Annotated in this window: 14 protein-coding genes; 3 read left to right on the forward strand and 11 right to left on the reverse strand. The window is 74.0% G+C overall.

Annotated elements, in window-relative coordinates; translation table 11 throughout:
• Positions 1-43 precede the first annotated feature (43 nt).
• The 4 genes from ACZ6S8_RS33050 to ACZ6S8_RS33065 all read right to left on the reverse strand — a co-directional run bounded on the left by ACZ6S8_RS33050 (position 44) and on the right by ACZ6S8_RS33065 (position 5,893).
• Positions 44-634, reverse strand: a complete 591-nt coding sequence (locus tag ACZ6S8_RS33050; protein ID WP_469461226.1) for a hypothetical protein — start codon at positions 632-634, stop codon at positions 44-46.
• Between the two features lie 168 nt (positions 635-802).
• Positions 803-2,188, reverse strand: a complete 1,386-nt coding sequence (locus ACZ6S8_RS33055; RefSeq protein ID WP_469461228.1) for an FAD-binding protein — start codon at positions 2,186-2,188, stop codon at positions 803-805.
• 206 nt (positions 2,189-2,394) lie between these two features.
• Positions 2,395-3,873, reverse strand: a complete 1,479-nt coding sequence (locus ACZ6S8_RS33060; RefSeq protein WP_469461230.1) for an ABC transporter substrate-binding protein — start codon at positions 3,871-3,873, stop codon at positions 2,395-2,397.
• Between the two features lie 4 nt (positions 3,874-3,877).
• On the reverse strand, positions 3,878-5,893 hold the full coding sequence (locus tag ACZ6S8_RS33065; RefSeq protein WP_469461232.1) for a hypothetical protein: 2,016 nt from the start codon (positions 5,891-5,893) through the stop codon (positions 3,878-3,880).
• A gap of 117 nt (positions 5,894-6,010) precedes the next feature.
• Here ACZ6S8_RS33065 and ACZ6S8_RS33070 point away from each other — a divergent pair, with 117 nt between their 5' ends.
• Positions 6,011-6,763 (forward strand): YqjF family protein, encoded by a 753-nt coding sequence (locus tag ACZ6S8_RS33070; protein ID WP_469461234.1) that lies wholly within the window; start codon positions 6,011-6,013, stop codon positions 6,761-6,763.
• A gap of 10 nt (positions 6,764-6,773) precedes the next feature.
• Here the strand turns inward: ACZ6S8_RS33070 and ACZ6S8_RS33075 are convergent, their stop codons facing one another.
• The 3 genes from ACZ6S8_RS33075 to ACZ6S8_RS33085 form a co-directional block, all read right to left on the reverse strand.
• Positions 6,774-8,084: an alpha/beta fold hydrolase gene (locus tag ACZ6S8_RS33075; RefSeq protein WP_469461235.1), complete on the reverse strand. Its 1,311-nt coding sequence runs from the start codon at positions 8,082-8,084 to the stop codon at positions 6,774-6,776.
• Positions 8,085-8,209: 125 nt separating this feature from the next.
• Positions 8,210-9,298: an S-(hydroxymethyl)mycothiol dehydrogenase gene (locus ACZ6S8_RS33080; RefSeq protein ID WP_469461237.1), complete on the reverse strand. Its 1,089-nt coding sequence runs from the start codon at positions 9,296-9,298 to the stop codon at positions 8,210-8,212.
• Between the two features lie 67 nt (positions 9,299-9,365).
• Entirely contained in the window at positions 9,366-10,370 is a 1,005-nt protein-coding gene (locus ACZ6S8_RS33085; protein ID WP_469461239.1) for a LysR family transcriptional regulator, read from the reverse strand.
• Positions 10,371-10,441: 71 nt separating this feature from the next.
• Between ACZ6S8_RS33085 and ACZ6S8_RS33090 the strand changes: the two genes are divergently transcribed.
• Positions 10,442-11,359 (forward strand): dihydrodipicolinate synthase family protein, encoded by a 918-nt coding sequence (locus ACZ6S8_RS33090; protein WP_469461240.1) that lies wholly within the window; start codon positions 10,442-10,444, stop codon positions 11,357-11,359.
• 392 nt (positions 11,360-11,751) lie between these two features.
• The gene (locus ACZ6S8_RS33095) at positions 11,752-12,414 is read left to right on the forward strand and encodes a LysM peptidoglycan-binding domain-containing protein (RefSeq protein WP_469461241.1); all 663 of its coding nucleotides are present in this window, start codon (positions 11,752-11,754) and stop codon (positions 12,412-12,414) included.
• 62 nt (positions 12,415-12,476) lie between these two features.
• On the opposite strand, the gene ACZ6S8_RS33100 is transcribed toward ACZ6S8_RS33095, so the two are convergent.
• The 4 genes from ACZ6S8_RS33100 to ACZ6S8_RS33115 all read right to left on the reverse strand — a co-directional run bounded on the left by ACZ6S8_RS33100 (position 12,477) and on the right by ACZ6S8_RS33115 (position 16,812).
• Positions 12,477-14,228 (reverse strand): serine/threonine-protein kinase, encoded by a 1,752-nt coding sequence (locus ACZ6S8_RS33100; protein WP_469461242.1) that lies wholly within the window; start codon positions 14,226-14,228, stop codon positions 12,477-12,479.
• A 27-nt stretch (positions 14,229-14,255) separates the two neighbouring features.
• Positions 14,256-15,950 carry a peptide-N4-asparagine amidase gene (locus tag ACZ6S8_RS33105; RefSeq protein ID WP_469461244.1) on the reverse strand — a complete coding sequence of 565 codons (1,695 nt, stop codon included), beginning with the start codon at positions 15,948-15,950 and terminating at the stop codon, positions 14,256-14,258.
• A 182-nt stretch (positions 15,951-16,132) separates the two neighbouring features.
• On the reverse strand, positions 16,133-16,399 hold the full coding sequence (locus ACZ6S8_RS33110; RefSeq protein WP_469461246.1) for a GlsB/YeaQ/YmgE family stress response membrane protein: 267 nt from the start codon (positions 16,397-16,399) through the stop codon (positions 16,133-16,135).
• 80 nt (positions 16,400-16,479) lie between these two features.
• Entirely contained in the window at positions 16,480-16,812 is a 333-nt protein-coding gene (locus ACZ6S8_RS33115) for a hypothetical protein (protein WP_469461248.1), read from the reverse strand.

The raw sequence follows: 16,812 nt of genomic DNA on the forward strand, positions 1-16,812 counted from the left end.
CTCCTCGGGGAACCGGCCGCACGTTCCGTGGTGCGGGCCGGGTTCAGGACGGTACGAAGCGGGGTTCGGCCGGGGGCGCCACCTCACCCTGTTCGACCAACTCCTCCAGTTCGTCCGGTTCGAGGAACTCCAGCACCTCCGGGTCCACGCCGGGATACCGGTGGGCGGCGCTCCACTCCCGCACGAACGCCAGGACGAAGGCGCTGAAGGAGCCGTCGAACGTCGTGCAGCCGACCTCGTGCACCATGGTGACGATCTTCCAGCGAGCGGGGTCCGGGTCGCAGGGCAGGAAGAAGTGCTCGTCGCCGCTGGGGTCGTACCCCCAGGAGATCAGCCCGCCCGGTTCGGGGTGGAAGGGGTGGGGGTGGTCCCGCAGGTCGCCACCGGCCCTCTCCCGACGCGCCGCGAACAACGCGTGCGTGCGGCGCATGCGCGGCAGCAGGGCGGAGGGGGCGTCCGGGTGGAAGGCGACGAGCTCGTCACAGACCGCACCGGGGCCGTAGGCGTCCACGAAGGCCTTGTAGTCCCCCGGAAGGGCGGTGCCGAGGTGGCTCTCGGTCTCGGTCCAGTCCGCCGGCGCGCACACCGGGTCCGGTGCGCCCAGAAGAGCCGTCAGCTCGTCGAGGGGGGACATGCGCGGCTCGCTCCGTCGGTTCCTTCCGGTGGGACCGCCCCGGGCCCTGTGGAGGAGCCGTCGCGGCGCACCGGGTGATCAGGGTGCGGCGCGAGTGTACGTGGGCCGGTGGGGCGGGGGCCTGCCGGGCGCCCGTGCCCGCACCCCGGTGGGGTGCGGGCGGGGTGGTCAGAAGATGCGTTGGCCTGGGGTGAGGGTGCCGTCGGGGTCGTAGCGGTGGCGGGCGGTCTTGAACTCGTCCCAGAAGGGGCCGAAGTGGCGCACCCAGTCGTCGGTCGTCAGCGGCGCCGACCCGATGGGGTACCAGCGGCCGCCCGCGTCCACGGTGGTGTCGTACTGCTTGCGGTTCGCGGCGACCATCTCCTCGGCGGGATCCGCCCCGGGCGAGGCGGTCTTGAGGAGGGAGAAGAGGTAGGCGAGCTCTTCGTCCGGCATGGCCGGGAGGGGCGTGCGGCACAGGGCGGTCGGGACGGGGTACAGGAGCACGACCGCGCTCGCGCCGAGCGAGCCCGGACCCAGGCCCGCGAGCGTCTGCGTGACGACGGCGTTCACGGCGGATGCCGGGAGCAGGCTGTCGAACCAGGGGTGGGGGCGCTTCCACTCGCCGACGGACTTCAGCATCTCCACCAGGGGGGCGATCCGGTCGAGGAAGTCGAAGTAGTCCATGTCCTGCACCTGGAGACCGGTGTGGGCCAGGTCGTCGGTGAGCCGGGCGTCGTCGGCGGGTGTGGCGTCGTAAGCGGCGGCCTCGGTCATGTAGGTCCAGCCGTCCGGGGTGGGCACGGCCTGGCCGACGAGGTAGTCGAAGCGGCCGTCCTGGAGGAGTGCGGCCTGCTGTGCGGTGAGGGCGTCGACGCTCGGGCTGGCCAGTGTGTAGAGGCGTACGGCCCGGGGTGCGGGGACCAGCGGGATGGTCGCGCGGGTGATGAGGGCGCACTGGCCGAGGCCGCCGAGGGTGGCCCGGAACAGGTCGGGGCGCACGGTGGGCGAGCACGTCGTCAGTTCGCCCTCCCCGGTGACGACCTGGAGTTCGAGCACGTTGTCGGCCTGCGTGCCGTAGCGGCCGATCTGCCCGCCGAGGCCGCCGGCGGACAGCGTGCCGCCGACGGACAGTTCGAGGTAGTCGGTGAAGGCGGGCGGGGTGAGGCCCGCGGCCAGCGCGGTGCGGACCAGGGTGCTCCACCGGGCTCCGCCCTGGACCACGGCGGTGTCGCCGTGGATCTCGACGGAGTTCAGGGTGCCGAGGTCGATGACGAGCCCGGAGGGCACCTGGGCCTGTCCGTTGGTGGAGTGCCCCTGACCGCGCGCGGCCGCCTTCAGGCCGCGCGCGCGGCAGTGGCGGACCATCGCGGCGACGTCCTCCGCCGAGCCGGGCCGCAGGACCGCGGCGGGCGCCTGGCGGACGAGGCCGCCGAAGTCGGTGGACGCCGCGTCGAGGGCGGCCTCGTCGAAGCGCAGTTCGCCGTCGAGGGCGGGGACGGCGTCGAAGGCGCCGCCGCTGCGGGGTCCCTCGGCCGGGTCCGGGTGCGGAGCGGGCAACTGGGAAGAGGTCATGCGTACTCCAGTTCGGCTCGGGTGCGGGGACCGCCTCCGGCCCGGGACGGGGCCGGAGGCGGTGGCGTGCCGGTCCCCGTCACACCTACAACCACCGTGGGTACGCGCACAGTTCCCGCACGGTCCGGACAGATCTCCGACACGTTCTCCACAGGGAGAGCACAACCGGGCCCGGTGGCGGGCCGGCGGCCCGCCCGCCTGCGCCGTCACTGCTGCTCGGGAGGCTTTCCCTGCGCCGCCGAGACCTCGATGATCTCGGACCGGCCGGTGGCGGTGAGCCGCAGGATCGGTACCGCCTTGTTCCGCGGGTTGCCGTTGTTCTGGAAGGAGATGAAGCCGCTCGCGCCCGCCACCTGCTGGTTGCCGTCCATCTGGTGGAACATCCGGGCCACCGCGTCGCCCGCGACGTCGCCCTGCCAGCGCGCGGCCATCTGGACGCCGTGCGCGGCGGTCAGCACGGCGTCGTGGCCCATCAGCGCGCCGCCGTCGTGGCGCGGGTCGTGGGGGAACCACTGGTCGAGCAGTCCGCCCTCCTGGAAGTTCTTCGCCGAGGGGGCGGAGACCGACTGCGGGGACGTGCGGTACATGTCGGGGTGGGAGAGCCCGGTGTAGAGGACCTCGACCCCGGTGTCGGCGGCGTGGGCGAGCTGCTCGGCGGTCAGGTTGGTGGTGTCGTCGCCGGCGAAGACCGTGAACTTCTGCTCGGTGCAGCTGCGGTTGGACAGGTAGTCGAGGAAGTGGGTGAGGTGCCGGCCGCGGCCGGCGAAGTAGACGACCTGAGGGCGCTGGAGGCACAACTGGCCGGACATGTAGCGGAGTTCGTTCTGCCAGGCGCTGCCCACGGAGGAGTCGTACGTCATCCGCTCGGCCACCAGTTTGTGTGCGCCCCCGTCGTCGAAGGCCTCGGTGAAGGCCGTGCCGAGGGTGGAGGCGTACAGGTTGCCCCGGGCCACGTCCTGTATGACGACGGCGCTGGCGGTGCCGCGCCGCTTGAGGAAGCCGGCGGCGGCGTACGCCTCGTCGACGTTGGTGGGGGCGACCCGGACGAATCCGTTGATGTTCTGGATGTTGGTGGCGGTCATGGTGGCCCCGACCATGGCGATGCCGTGTTCCGAGAGCCGCTTGATGGCGGCGAGGTTCTCGTCCGTACTGGGTCCCAGTCCGGCGACCGCGACCAGCCGGTCCGGGGAGTCCTTGCGGGCGATCAGCTCGTCGACGGTGTGCTTCCAGTGCACCGACGTGCTGCCCGGGTTCGCGATCAGCAGGCGGATCTTGGGCGTGGCCGACAGGTCGCCGCGGTTGTGGCGGTACTGGGCGAGGTACGCGCCCTGCAGTTCGTGCCGGACGCCCTCGGCGGAGTTGCTGTCCTCGGCGGTGGTGGTGAAGGAGGTCAGGTACGCGACGCTGACGTAGGGCTCCTTGTCCGCGCCGGCGAGGACCCGGGCGTTCTCCTCCCGGATCTTCTTCCCGACCGGGTCGAGGTGGGGGGCGAAGGAGAAGGAGCCGTCCGTCACCCCGACGCATTCGTCCCGTTCGCCCCGCTCGACGACTCCCTCGGCGCAGGTCGACCGGCGTTCCCCGATCCAGTCGGCGCCCAGCCACAGGGCCGTGGAGAGGACGGCGAGGGCGGCCAGGGCGAGGATCGCGCGGCGGACGACGTGCAGCGGCCATTCGAGTCTGGCCACGGCCTCAGCCCTCTCCGCCGGCGGTCTGGGGGTCGCGCCAGTGGCGGTGTCGCTCCGCCTCGTTGAAGAGGGCCACGATGTCGTTCCTCCGCAGTTGGGACAGCTGGGTGAAGCCGTCGGCGAGCATGTCGCCCAGTCGCATGGCGGGGTCGGCGAGCGGGTCGCTCCACACCCAGCGGGTGGTGACCAGCGTGTGGATGACGGATTCCACGTCCATGACGCGCCCCCCGGCGCGCCCCCCGGACCGCGGACCGAGTCCGGCGAGCAGGTCCAGCGGACCGCCGTCGGCGGGAAGGCGGTTGGGAGCCGCGGTGACGGCGCTGAACTCCGCGATCCACTGCAGGGCCGGGACGGTGGCGAAGCGCCGCGTCAGGTGGGCGGCGACCGCGTCGGTCCGCCCGAGGGCGAGCTCGTGGTACATCTCCTGGACGGGCCGCCCCTCGTCCCGGTAGTGCTCGGCGAGGAGTTCGTGCGCGGTGTCCCACGCGTCGGGGCGCCGGGCCAGCCTCCAGAGCAGCAGCCGGCGCAGCCACGGGTGGAGCACGGGGACGACGGCGGTCGGCCCGGACAGCAGCCAACGGGACCGGACCTCACCGAACAGGGCGTCGCCGGGGCTGAGGAGCCGCGTGCCGACGGAGAAGTCACGGGCGGCGGCGCATTCGGCGAGGGCGGCGCGACCGGTCTCGTCGAAGTCGCGCAGGAGGTGGCCGAGGGCGGTGTCGGCGAGGGTGGCGGTGCTCTCGCCGATGCTGAGCGGCCGGTCGGGGAGGGCCCGCAGCCAGCGGTCCTGCCGGGGCCCCGAGTCCGGGGGCGGGCCGGCCTGGCGCAGTGTCTCCAGGACCTGGTGGACGGCGCGGGGCAGGCCGCCGGTGAGGCGGTGCACGAAGGGGGTGAGGCGGGTCAGGGGCGCGAGGTCGCTGTGTCCGCCGAGCCGGAGCTCGATGCGGATGCGGACCTCGTCGAGGTTGAGGTCGCGCAGGCGTAACGGGTACCACCAGGTGTCCTCGCTGTCCCGGGTGGGCCGGTGGGTGTTCCAGTCGGTCAGGGAGGCCCGGTCGGGGCCGCGCAGCTGCCAGGGCCAGGAGTCTCCGCTGGCGGGGCCCCAGCGGGGCAGCCAGCGGTTGGAGCTGGCGACGACGGTCAGGGGGTCGCTGGCGTGCCCGGCCACGACCGTCTCGTCGTGCCGGGCGCGCACGAGCAGGTCGAGGAAGCGGCGGCCGTACTCGGTGTGGGAGTTGTCCAGGAGCAGGAGGTAGGAGCGGGGCATGAAGTTGCGGGCGGTGTTGCGTCTGAGGTCCTCCAGGAACGCCGAGAAGAGCACCAGGTCGAGGCGCTCCTGTTCGTTCTCGTCCCCCTCGTGGCGCCACAGGTTGAGCTCGACGAGGGCCTCCATGGGATCCCCGCTGCGGATCGCGGGGTGCGCCCCGTACCAGTGGGCGCCCGTGGTGAGCCGGCTGCCCGGCCTGCCGCGGAGCAGGCCCGGCATGCTGCGGCGGCCCCGCCGCAGGGCGTCCTGGAAGAGGGCGAGGGCGGCGGTGGAGGCGCCCTCGGGCATGCCGACGGCGCCCATGCCCACTTCGAAGAAGGCGGCGAGGTAGTCGCCGTGGCGGGCTTCGTTGTCCTGCTGGAACTGGTCGAGCTGGCGCTGGACCGCCCGCCGGCCCTCGGCGAGGTTGCGCATCCGCAGTTCCTGGTCGGAGGCGAGGAGGCCGAGGCTGAGCAGCGGGAAGCGGGAGCGTCCGTAGCGGGGCAGTTTGCGTTCGAGCTGGCGGGCGAGGAGGCCGAGGGCGTAGCGGGGCAGGAGCGACTGGGAGCCGCCGAAGTTGACGAAGGCGAAGGGGTACTCGGGCCCGAAGTGCTCCATCAGGGCGCTGTGCGCCTCGCTGGCGCCGCTGCCGGGGGGTCCGAGCAGCATGGTGAGGGGCCGTTCGGCCGCCGGGCTCTCCTTGAGGCACGCCCCGACGAGGGTGAGGATGCCGCTGCGGCCCCGCAAGCCCATGCCGATACCCGGCTCCGTCACGTGTCCGCCCCCCAGGCTCGCGCATTCGAGGAGACGAGCGTGTCATCTGTTCGCGATCTCTGCCATAGGCCGGGTCTCCCGGATTCGGGGCGGGCCCCGGCCTGTGACAATGGCAGGGTGTCGTACCCGCTTCCGCCCGAACCCGTGAGCGCGGAGCCGCCCGCCTCGCCCGCGCGGCCCCTGCTGACGCAGTCCTGGCTGGACCTTGCGTTCCTGCACTGGGCGGTCGACCCGGCCGAGGTCGCTCCCCTTTTGCCGGCCGGGACGGTCCCCGACACCCTCGACGGGGTCTCCTACGTCGGCCTGATCGCCTTCCGCATGCACCGCGTGGGCTGGCTGGGGCTGCCCGGAGTGCCGTACTTCGGTTCCTTCCCCGAGACGAACGTACGGCTGTACTCGGTCGACGCGCAGGGGCGGCGCGGCGTCGTCTTCCGCTCCCTGGACGCCTCCCGGCTGCTGCCGGTGGTGATCGCCCGTGCCGCCTTCCGGCTGCCGTACCAGTGGGCGCGGATGTCCGTCGAGCGCGACGGCGACGTGCTCACGTACACCGGTACGCGCAGGTGGCCGGGCCCGAGGGGGGCCCGCTCGCGCATCTCCGTCCGCGTGGGCCCGCCGATCGGGGAGCCCACCGCGGCGGAGCACTTCGTCACGGCCCGCTGGGCCCTGCACAACGATTTCCACACCGGCCCGCTGTACCTGCCGAACACCCATCCGCGCTGGCCGCTGCGGCGCGCGGAGCTGCTGGAGTGCACCGAGGACCTGGTCGCCGCCGCGGGGCTGTCCGCCCCGGCCGGCGCCCCGGACAGCGTGCTGTACTCCGAGGGGGTCCCGGTCCGCTTCGGCCGTCCCCGGCGCCTGACCCCGCGCTGACGGGACCCGCTCAGACCTCGTCCCGTACCAGCGCCAGCAGCCGGTCCAGGACGCGGGACCCGCCCGCGCGGAGGCCGTCGTGCTCGAACTCGTCCGTCACCCAGGTCCGCAGCCCCCGGATCGCGCGGGCCGTCTCCAGGGAGTGCGCGGTGTCGACGTACAGGTCGTCGTGGTAGACGGCGGCGGCCACGGGCACCTCGTTGGCGGCGAGCCGCTCCGGGTCGTACAGCGGCGTCCAGCCCGTACGGGCGGCCAGCAGTTCGGCAGTCTCGCGCAGCGGGACCAAGGCGGGGTCGGTGGTGAAGTGCCAGGGGTGGATGTCCTCCGCGGTGAACAGCAGGGGGTCCGGTCCCGCGAGGGTCTTGCCGGCGTCGAAGCGCGGGTGGCGGGCGCGCACCCGGTCGGCGGCCCAGGCGGTGGGGACGGCCGGGTCCTGGGCGTAGATCGACTCGTGGATCAGCGCGTACAGGGGGTGCCCGGCGAAGGAGAGGAGGCCGTGGACGCCCTCCAGGAACGCGTCGGAGAGCTGCGGCCCGCCGGGGGCGGGGACGAAGGCGTCCTCCAGAAGGTAGTGCAGCTGGTGGCTGCCGTCGCCGGAGCCGAGGAGGATGCCGAGCGACTGGAAGGCCTCGGGGGTCAGCCGGTGGCCGCCCGGGAGCGCGGCCGGGACGGCGTCCAGGTGGGCGGCGATCCGGCGGGCGCGCTCCACGTCCATGGGGTAACGGGCGTAGTGGGCGGCGGTCTTGCGCTCCATGCGGGGGAACGCGGCCTCGTACACCTGCTCGGCGGTGGCGGTCAGCGAGGGCAGTCCGCCGGTGATCAGGACCGCGCTCAGTCCCTCGGGCGCGCTGCCGAGGTAGTGGGTGGCGCAGAAGCCGCCGAAGCTCTGCCCCAGGACGGTCCAGGGCGCGCCGCCGGTGAGGCCGGACCGGATGGCCTCGGCGTCGCGCACGATGGAGTCGGACCGGAAGTGGGCCAGGTACTCGGCCTGTTGGGCCGGCCCGCCGCGCAGCGGCAGGGTCTGCCGGTTGACCGGGGTGGAGCGGCCGGTCCCGCGCTGGTCGAGGAGCAGGACGCGGAACTCGGTCAGGGCCCGGTCCAGCCACGCCTGCCGTCCGATGAACCGGCGCGCGCCGAAGCCGGGGCCGCCCTCCAGGTACAGCAGCCACGGCAATGCCTGCGGGTCCTTGCCGGCGGCGACGACCTCGCGGGCGTAGAGCTCGATCTGCTCGCCGTCCGGGTCCGCGTGGTCCAGGGGGACGGTGAACCGGTGGTCGGTGAGGACCGTTCCGGGCTGGCGGTAGCTGTGCTCTGCGGTCACGGACGGCCCCTGGGGTACGCGGTGCGAAGTCCCGTGCCCCCGCCGGATCGCGGCGGGGGCACGGGTGTGGCGGTCCGGCCGAGTCTAGTACGGGTCCGGTACGGGGCCCGGTGGGCAGCCGGGGCTTACGGGAACTCGACCACCGAGCGGAGCACCTCGCCCCGTTCCATCCGGGCGAACGCGTCCTCCACGCCGTCGAGCGGGATCGTCTCCGACACGAAGGCGTCCAGGTCCAGCCGGCCCTGCAGGTAGAGGTCGACGAGCACCGGGAAGTCGCGCTCGGGCAGACAGTCCCCGTACCAGGAGGACTTCAGGGCGCCGCCGCGGCCGAAGACGTCCAGGAGGGGCAGTTCGAGCTTCATCTCCGGGGTCGGGACGCCGACCAGGACCACGGTCCCGGCCAGGTCGCGGGCGTAGAACGCCTGCCGGTAGGTCTCCGGGCGGCCGACCGCGTCGATGACCACGTCGGCGCCGTTCCCGTCGGTCAGGGCCTGGATCGCCTTGACCACGTCCTCGGTACCGCCGTTGACGGTGTGCGTGGCGCCCAGACCGCGGGCCCACTCCAGCTTCCGGTCGTCCAGGTCCACCGCGATGATCGTGGAGGCGCCGGCGAGGCGGGCGCCCGCCACGGCGGCGTTGCCCACTCCCCCGCAGCCGATGACGGCGACGGAGTCGCCCCGCCCGACTCCGCCGGTGTTCAGCGCGGCGCCGAGGCCGGCCATCACGCCGCAGCCCAGGAGTCCGGCGGCCGCGGGCGAGGCGGCCGGGTCCACCTTGGTGCACTGGCCGGCCGCGACCAGGGTCTTCTCCGCGAAGGAGCCGATGCCGAGCGCCGGGGACAGCGGGGTGCCGTCCTCCAGGGTCATCGGCTGGGTCGCGTTGTGCGTGGCGAAGCAGTACCAGGGCCGTCCGCGCCGGCACGCGCGACAGGTCCCGCACACCGCGCGCCAGTTGAGGACGACGAAGTCCCCGGGCGCCACCGAGGTGACGTCCGGGCCCACCGACTCGACCACGCCCGCGGCCTCGTGGCCGAGCAGGAAGGGGAACTCGTCGTTGATTCCGCCCTCCCGGTAGTGCAGGTCGGTGTGGCAGACCCCGCAGGCCTGGACCCGGACCAGCGCCTCGCCGGGTCCCGGGTCGGGGACGAGGATCGTCGTCGTCTCCACCGGTGCGCCCTTGCTCCGGGCGATGACCCCTCGTACGCGGTGCGTCACGTGCTACCCCACTCTCATTTGGCTGCCGTCCGAACGTACACGGACGCCCCACCCGGCGGGAGCCGTCTCACCGCGCGGCGCGCGAACCGGCCAGGTCCGGCGGTACGGACTCCCGCAGCGCGGCGGTGAAGGCGGCCACCGCCGGGTGGGCCGCGGCTCCGCTGCGGAAGGCGACGCGGGTACGGCGTTCCACGGGCAGCCGGGTCAGGCGGACGGCGGGGTCGGGGGGTGCGGGGACTCCGAGCCGGGGTACGACGGCCACGCCCTGTCCGGCCGCGACCAGGGCGAGCACGGTGGCGAACTCGTCGACCCGGTGGCGGACGCGCGGGGCGAAACCGGCCGCCTGGCAGGCCCGTACGGTCATGGCGTGGCAGAGGGTCCCGGGGGTGGCCGTGATCCAGGGATCGTGCGCGTGCGCGGCCAGGACGTCGGCCGGGGCGTGGTCCTGCGCCGGGTCCCGGGCGTGGTCCTGCACGGGGTCCTGCTGCGCGCCGGGGTCCTGCTGCGCGCCGGGGTCCTGTTGCGCGCCGGGGTCCCATGCCGCGGGCGCCGCCAGGTACATCGCCTCCCGGTACAGCGGCTCGGTGTCGATCCCGGGCTCGCGCGGCGCCGGCACCAGGTCGTAGGCGTGGACCAGGGCCACGTCCAGATCACCGGCCCGCAGCGCGTGCGCGACCGCCGCCGGGTCGGTCTCCGACACCCTCGGCTCCAGCCCGGGATGGCGCCGCGCGAGGGCCGTCAGGGCGGCCGGCACGATGGCCCGGGCCGCCGTGGGGAAGGCCCCGATGCGCAGCGCTCCGGCGAGGCCGCCGCGGGCTTCGGCGAGCTCGGAGCCCGCCCGTTCCAGCCGTTCGAGGACGGCGTCCGCGTGGCGGACCAGGGTCTCGCCGGCGGGGGTGAGGCGGACCCGCCGGCCGGTGCGCTCCAGCAGCGGCAGTCCGGCTTCGCGCTCCAGGACGGCGAGTTGCTGGGAGACCGCCGAAGGGCTGAACGCGAGGGCCTCCGCCACGGCGGCGATGGTTCCGCGGCGGTCGAGTTCGCGCAGCAGGCGCAGGCGTCGTACGTCGAGCATCGGCTCAGCTTACGGTTCCGGTAAGAAATGCGAACTGGATTCGACGCTCCGCGGACCCCAGGCTCGTGGGCATGGACCAGAACACCGCCCGGCGCTGCGCCGGGGACCTCTCCCTGCACGGGATCCACGTACCGCTCGTCACCCCCTTCGCCCGGTCCGGGGAGGTCGCCGCCGCAGCTCTGGAGGCGCTCGCCCACGGCCTGCTCGACGAGGGCGCGACCGGTCTCGTCGCCCTGGGGACCACCGCCGAGGCGGCCCTGCTCGACACGGCGGAGCGCGACCTCGTCACCGACGTGTGCGCCCGGGTCTGCCGGGAGCGGGGCGCGCCGCTGACCGTCGGGGCGGGGGCGAGCGGGACCCGGGCGGCCGGGGAGTCGCTGGCCCGGCTGGCCCGGTGGCCGTGGGTCCGGGCCGCGCTGGTGACCGTGCCCCCGTTCGTACGGCCTTCGGCGGCCGGGGCGGTGGCGCACTTCGCGCGACTGGTCGAGGTGAGCCCCGTACCGCTGATCGTCTATCACGTCCCGTACCGCACGGGGCTGCCGCTGGACGCCGCCGCGCTGCGGGCGATCGGTTCGCTGCCGGGGGTGGCCGGGGTGAAGTACGCGGTCGGTGGCCTCGACGAGGACGCGGTGGCGCTGCTCGGCGACCTGCCGGAGGGGTTCGAGGTGCTGGCGGGCGACGACGCGTACCTCGCGCCGATGCTGGCGCTGGGGGCGGTGGGCGGCGTACTGGCGTCGGCGCACCTGGCGACGGCCCGGTTCGCGGAGCTGGCCGAGGCCTGGCGTGCGGGGGACGTGGGGCGGGCGCGCCCGCTGGGTCACGCGCTGGCCCGGTTGTCGGCGGCGGCGTTCGCCGAGCCGAATCCCGCGGTGGTCAAGGGCGTGCTGCACGCGCAGGGCCGCATTCCGACCGCCGGCGTACGGCTCCCCCTGCTGCCGGCCTCCGCGGGGGCCGTGGCGGCGGCCGAGGAGCGGCTGGCGGAGCTCTGACGCGGGCGAGGTCCGCCCGCGGAACGCCGGAAAGAGTCCCCGATGGGCGATTCGCAACCAACGGGCGAGTCGCCCCCATGAGACACGGGGAGAAACGACTTGACCGAATTGGGAAACCGGCCTTCAAACCGTGACGTCAGTCACTCGGAAGCATTCAACATCATTTCCGCACGATCGGCCGATTCCCTTTCCCCGGAAAGGGAATCGGCAATTGCGGGAAGGACCTTCCAAGGTCATTTTGCGGGGGGAATGCGGGAAGTCGATCTCCGGGCGGAATTCGTGTCTTGTTCCCGCCCGGCGCACTCGCCTACGGTCACCTCGTTCCCAGCGGCCGACAGCCGAATCCGGCCGCCGCCGGGGATCTCCCGTCCCCCCACGTGAGGAATTCCGCCATGCCCGCACAGGGTAAGCACCGCCGGCCGAAGCAGAACCCGATCACCCGCAAGCTGGCCCTCGCCGGCACCGGCGGGCTGGCCCTCGCCCTCCCCCTGGTCGGCGCGACCGGTGCCGGAGCGGCCGAGTCGGCCGCCGCGCCGACGACGTACGCGGTGGTCGCCGGCGACACCCTGTCGCAGATAGCGGCGAAGCACTCCCTCACCGGCGGCTGGGAACAGCTCTACGCCGCGAACCGGAGCACCATCGGCGACAACCCGGCGACCATCCGCCCCGGCCTGAAACTGACGCTCGGCACGGCCGCGAAGAAGGCCGCCACCACCGTGGCGGCCACGGCCTACCCGAACAACCTGGACGGCTGGATCCGCGAGTCGCTCGACGTCATGGCCGAGCACGGAATTCCCGGAACCTACAACGGAATTCACCGCAACATCATGCGGGAATCCTCCGGCAATCCGCTGGCCATCAACAACTGGGACTCCAACGCCGCGGCGGGCATCCCCTCCAAGGGCCTGCTCCAGGTCATCGACCCGACCTTCAAGGCCTACCACGTGCCGGGCACGTCCCTGGACTCGTACGACCCGGTCGCCAACATCACCGCCGCCTGCAACTACGCGGCCAAGCGCTACGGCTCGATCGACAACGTGAACGGCCCCTACTAGAAGGCGTTCGCCGGCCCGCGGTGCTGCGCGGGCCGGCGGTGCTGCGCGGGCCGGCTCGGCGGTCAGGAGCGCTGGACCTTCCTGACCTTGCCGTCGATCCCGGCGAGGACGTATCCGCCCTGGCCGTACTCGTCGCTCAGGTACGGCCTCATGCACGGGAGGCCGTCCATCATCCAGGCGTCGACGATGACGTACCGGGACGTCGGAGCGGACACCCCGAGCTCCTTCTGGGACTGCTCCAGCAGGCCGGGGAGGGCGTCCCAGGAGACCGTCGACATGTCGATCAGGGGCTTGCCCGCGGCGACGGTTCCCTTGGGGCCGGTGCGCTTGGCGGCCCCGTCGCGGTACTGCCAGGCGTCGACCGTCTTGGCGCCCGGAGCGGTGGGGATCGAGGCGAGGACGTACCCGTCGTAGACCAGCAGGTCCACGAACACCGTGGTCCCGGCCTGCTGTTTGAACGCCTCCAGCGCCGTCCGGACCCCCGCCGGGGTGAGCAGCCCGCCCTTGGGCGGGACCGCGGAACCGCCCTGACGGCCTCCGCCGGTGGCGCTCTGGGGGAGGCTCGCCTGCGGGACGGGCGTCTTCGCGGCCGGGGTGCCCGGGCTGCCCGAGGCGGTGGTGGCACCCTTGGCGTCGCCGTCGGACCGCTCGCCGCCGGCGGGCAGCCACTGGACGAGGCCGACCACCCCGCCCGTCAGGGCCACGGTCAGGACCGCGGCGATCAGAGCCGTCCGGCGGCGCGGGCTGCGGGCGGCCGCGAGCGGCGCGGTGGCGTCGTACGGGGAGCCGCCACCGGGGTGGAACGCCGGCGGGGTGTGGGCCTGGTGGGCCTGATGGGCCTGGGGCCCGTACGGACCGTAGGGCCCGGGGGGCACGGCGGGCGCGGCGGGCGCCGACGACCCGGTGGCGGGCCCTGCGGGCGACCCGGCCGGCGGGGGCGGACCGAATCCGGCGGCCGGGCCCGCGAGAGCAGTGCTCGCATCGCGGAGCAGCTGTTCCAGGAGGGCCGCGTCGGGGCGCTCGGCCGGGTCCCGTACGAGCAGCCGTTCCAGTACCGGCCGCAGCGGGCCGGACCGCACGGGCGCGGGCAGCGGCTCGTCGAGCACGGCGACGACGGTGGCCAGGCTGGAGGCCCGGCGCAGCGGGTGGACGCCCTCCGCGGCCACGTACAGCATCATGCCGAGCGACCACAGGTCGGAGGCAGCGAGGCCCTCGGCCCCGCGCACCCGCTCGGGCGCGATGTACTCGGGGGAGCCGATGAGCACCCCGGTCGAGGTCAGGCCCGTCGAATCGTGCAGGGCGGCGATGCCGAAGTCGGTGAGCACCGCGGAGCCGTCGGGACGCAGCAGCACATTGGCCGGTTTCACATCGCGGTGGAGGACGCCCTCGGCGTGCGCGGCGCGCAGCGCGGACAGGACGTCGAGGCCGAGCCGGATCACCTCCGGGACCGGCAGGGGCCCGGACTCCAGCCGGTCGTACAGCGAACCGCCCCGGACCATCTCCATGACGATCCACGGGTGGCCCTCCGCGCCCGGCGCGGGCTCCACGATGTGGTGGATCGTCACCACGTTCGGATGGGCGAGGCGGGCCAGGGCGCGGGCCTCGCGGACGGCGCGTTCGCGCAGCTGGTCGGCGAGACCGGGCTGGGCGGCGGCGGTGGCCGGGTCCGGCGGGCGCACCTCCTTCAACGCGACGTCGCGGTGCAGGGCGATGTCGCGGGCGCGCCACACCGTGCCCATGCCGCCGGCGCCCAGGGGCTTGATCAGTTCAAACCGGCCGTCGATCAGCTGTCTGCCGGCCTCACTCGTCTCCATGGCCGGTCATCGTAGGCGCCCGGTCCGTCAGCAGCGGAGGCGGTCCGCGGTGAGGGTGCCCTGCACCGCGGTCAGCGTGCGGTCGTGACATCCGCCGGGCACCTGAGCCCCGTACGCCCGGGTGCGGGCGGTGGTGGTGGCGACGGCGTGCCGCTGGTCGCGCGGGACGTTGGCCGTGTAGGTGGCGTCGCCCGTGTAGCGGTCGTCGAGCCGGGAGGCCTCGACGGTCCGGCCGCCGCGCCGGGTCGTGGTGTCCGCCCGGTCTCCGAGGGACAGGACGGTGCGCAGCCGGTCGCCGGTTCCGAGGGTGGTCTCGCCGTCCATCGTGTAGGTCCGCAGGGTGCGGGTCGTGACCGCGCCCCGGGTCACGTTCTCCTCGTCGGTCCACTCGGCGGTCAGGGCGTCGAGGTTCTCGCCGTCGGTCCAGCGGTGGACGGAGGTGTTGCGGACCGCGCGGGTGACGGTGGTGGTGACGCGTCCGTGCGAGGTGTCCAGGTACCCGGCGACGGTGAGCCGGTTGCCGCCCTCGGTGTCGAGGCGGTGGGCGGAGCCGGGTGCGGCGGGTGTCCAGCGGGAGTGTCCGGCCTGCCCGCCCTGTTCGTGCCGGGTCAGGGCGCCGGTGACGACCGCCCGTGCCTCGTCCTGCCACAGCAGCAGGTTGGTCGGGGTGCTCCAGCCGCTCTGGCCGGCCGGGACGCCCGCGACGGTCACCTCGATCCGGTGCGGGCGGCCGTCGTTGAGGAGGGCGGCGAAGGGGGTGAGGTCGTAGAGGACGGGCTGGACGTCGAAGGCGCGGGGGCCGGGGGTGACGTACCAGAGGAACGGGTTGGACCAGCCGCCGGTCCAGACGGTCGGGAAGGGCGCGGCGAGGCCGGCGAGCCGGCCGTCGACGTGGACGCGGACCTCGCGGTAGGGGCCGTCGGCCGCCTTGCAGGAGTACGGGGCCGCGTCCGGGACGGTCAGGTACCAGTACTCCTCGCAGCCTCCGCCGGAGCCGGTGGCGTACACCTCGGCGAGGAGCCGTTCGGTGTTGCGCGGGGTGGTGACGGCCGGGGAGGTGAGCGGCAGGACGCGATCCGGGGTCGCGGCCGGTCCGGTGGGGCCCTCGGCCGCGTAGAAGGTCAGGGTGACCGTGACGTCGATGACTCCGGTGTAGGTGGCGTCGACGACGTTCCCGATGAGCATCTCGACGGGCTGCGGCCGGGCGAGGGTGTCGCGGTAACGGGTGACGTCCTTCTCCACGGACCAGGTGATGCCGTCGGGCGAGGGCTGGGGCGTCGAGGTGCGCAGGATCTCCACGCCGCCGAGGGAGAGGTGGCCGAGGCGGTCGTACTGGCGGCCCTTGACCTTCCCGTCGAGGCGGAGCACGACCGCGGCCCAGTGGTCGGCGCCGCAGCCCGCGGGGGGTGCGTAGGAGCCCCGGTACGGGGTGAAGTCGCGGAACTGCGCCTCCGCGAGGGTCACCCGGCAGGACCGTGTCGCGGGACGGGCGACGGGCGGGCCGGGCGTGAGGGGGTCGTGCCAGTCGGTGCCGAACTCGGCGGGCGGGGTCGCGCCGCCGGGGGCGGGGCCCGGGCGGACGTCGGCGGCGCCCGGGGCCGCCGCACGGTACGGGTCCGGGTCCGGGCCCGCGGCCGCCGTCGCGGGTCCCGAGGCGCCGGCCAGGCCGGCCGCGGCGAGGGTCAGCGCGCCGAGCAGGCGCATGATCCGGTGTCGTGTCATGGCCCCGCAGTGAAGCCCGGCGTCCGGTGGCACACCAGTACGGGCCGACCCGCCCTGGCGCGATCCGGCCCCCGCGTCGGGAACTCCGGCGGCGTACGCGGGCGGCGTGCGCGGGCGGTGGCGCCCCGGTGGCCCGTCGGCGGGAGCGGCGGCCGGGCGGCCGGCGGGTTCGCGCGCGGCGGTCAGTCCCGGGAGTTGCCGAACAGGATGCGGTAGCCGATCAGCAGGACCAGCGAGCCGGCGATGGCGGAGCCCCAAGTGGCGAGGTCGAAGAACTCGGTCTGGATCGGGCGGTCCAGGAACTTGGCCGAGAGCCAGCCCCCGACGAAGGCTCCGGCGACGCCGATGAGGACGGTGCCGATCACGCCGCCCGGGTCCCGGCCGGGCAACAGGACCTTGGCTATGCCTCCGGCCAGCAGTCCCAGGATGATCCAGCTCACGAATCCCATGACCAGTCACTCCGTTTCGGTGGTGCGTCGCGTTCACCGGGGAGGACGCGAGCGGGGCCGAAACGGTTCTCCGGTCGTGCTCAGCGGCGCGCGGCCGGCCTGGTCAGGGCGAGCACGGCGAGGGTCGCGACACCGGCCGCGCCGACCGCGCCCGCCGCCAGGAAGGCGCCGCGGGAGCGCCAGGAGAGCACGGAGAAGGCGGACTGCGCGGAGAGCACCGAGCCCACGCTCAGCCACGAGCCGGCGGAGCCGAGCGAGAGGGACGAGCCGATGGATGCGGCGGACAGCGCGGAACCGATCGATCCGACGGAGAGCACGGAGCCGACGGAACCGATGGAGAGCACCGAGCCCACCGAACCGATCGACAGCACGGAGTCCTTGGACCACAGGGAGAGGGACGATCCTTCGAGCAT

Source organism: Streptomyces sp. NPDC048461 (genome assembly GCF_055587105.1).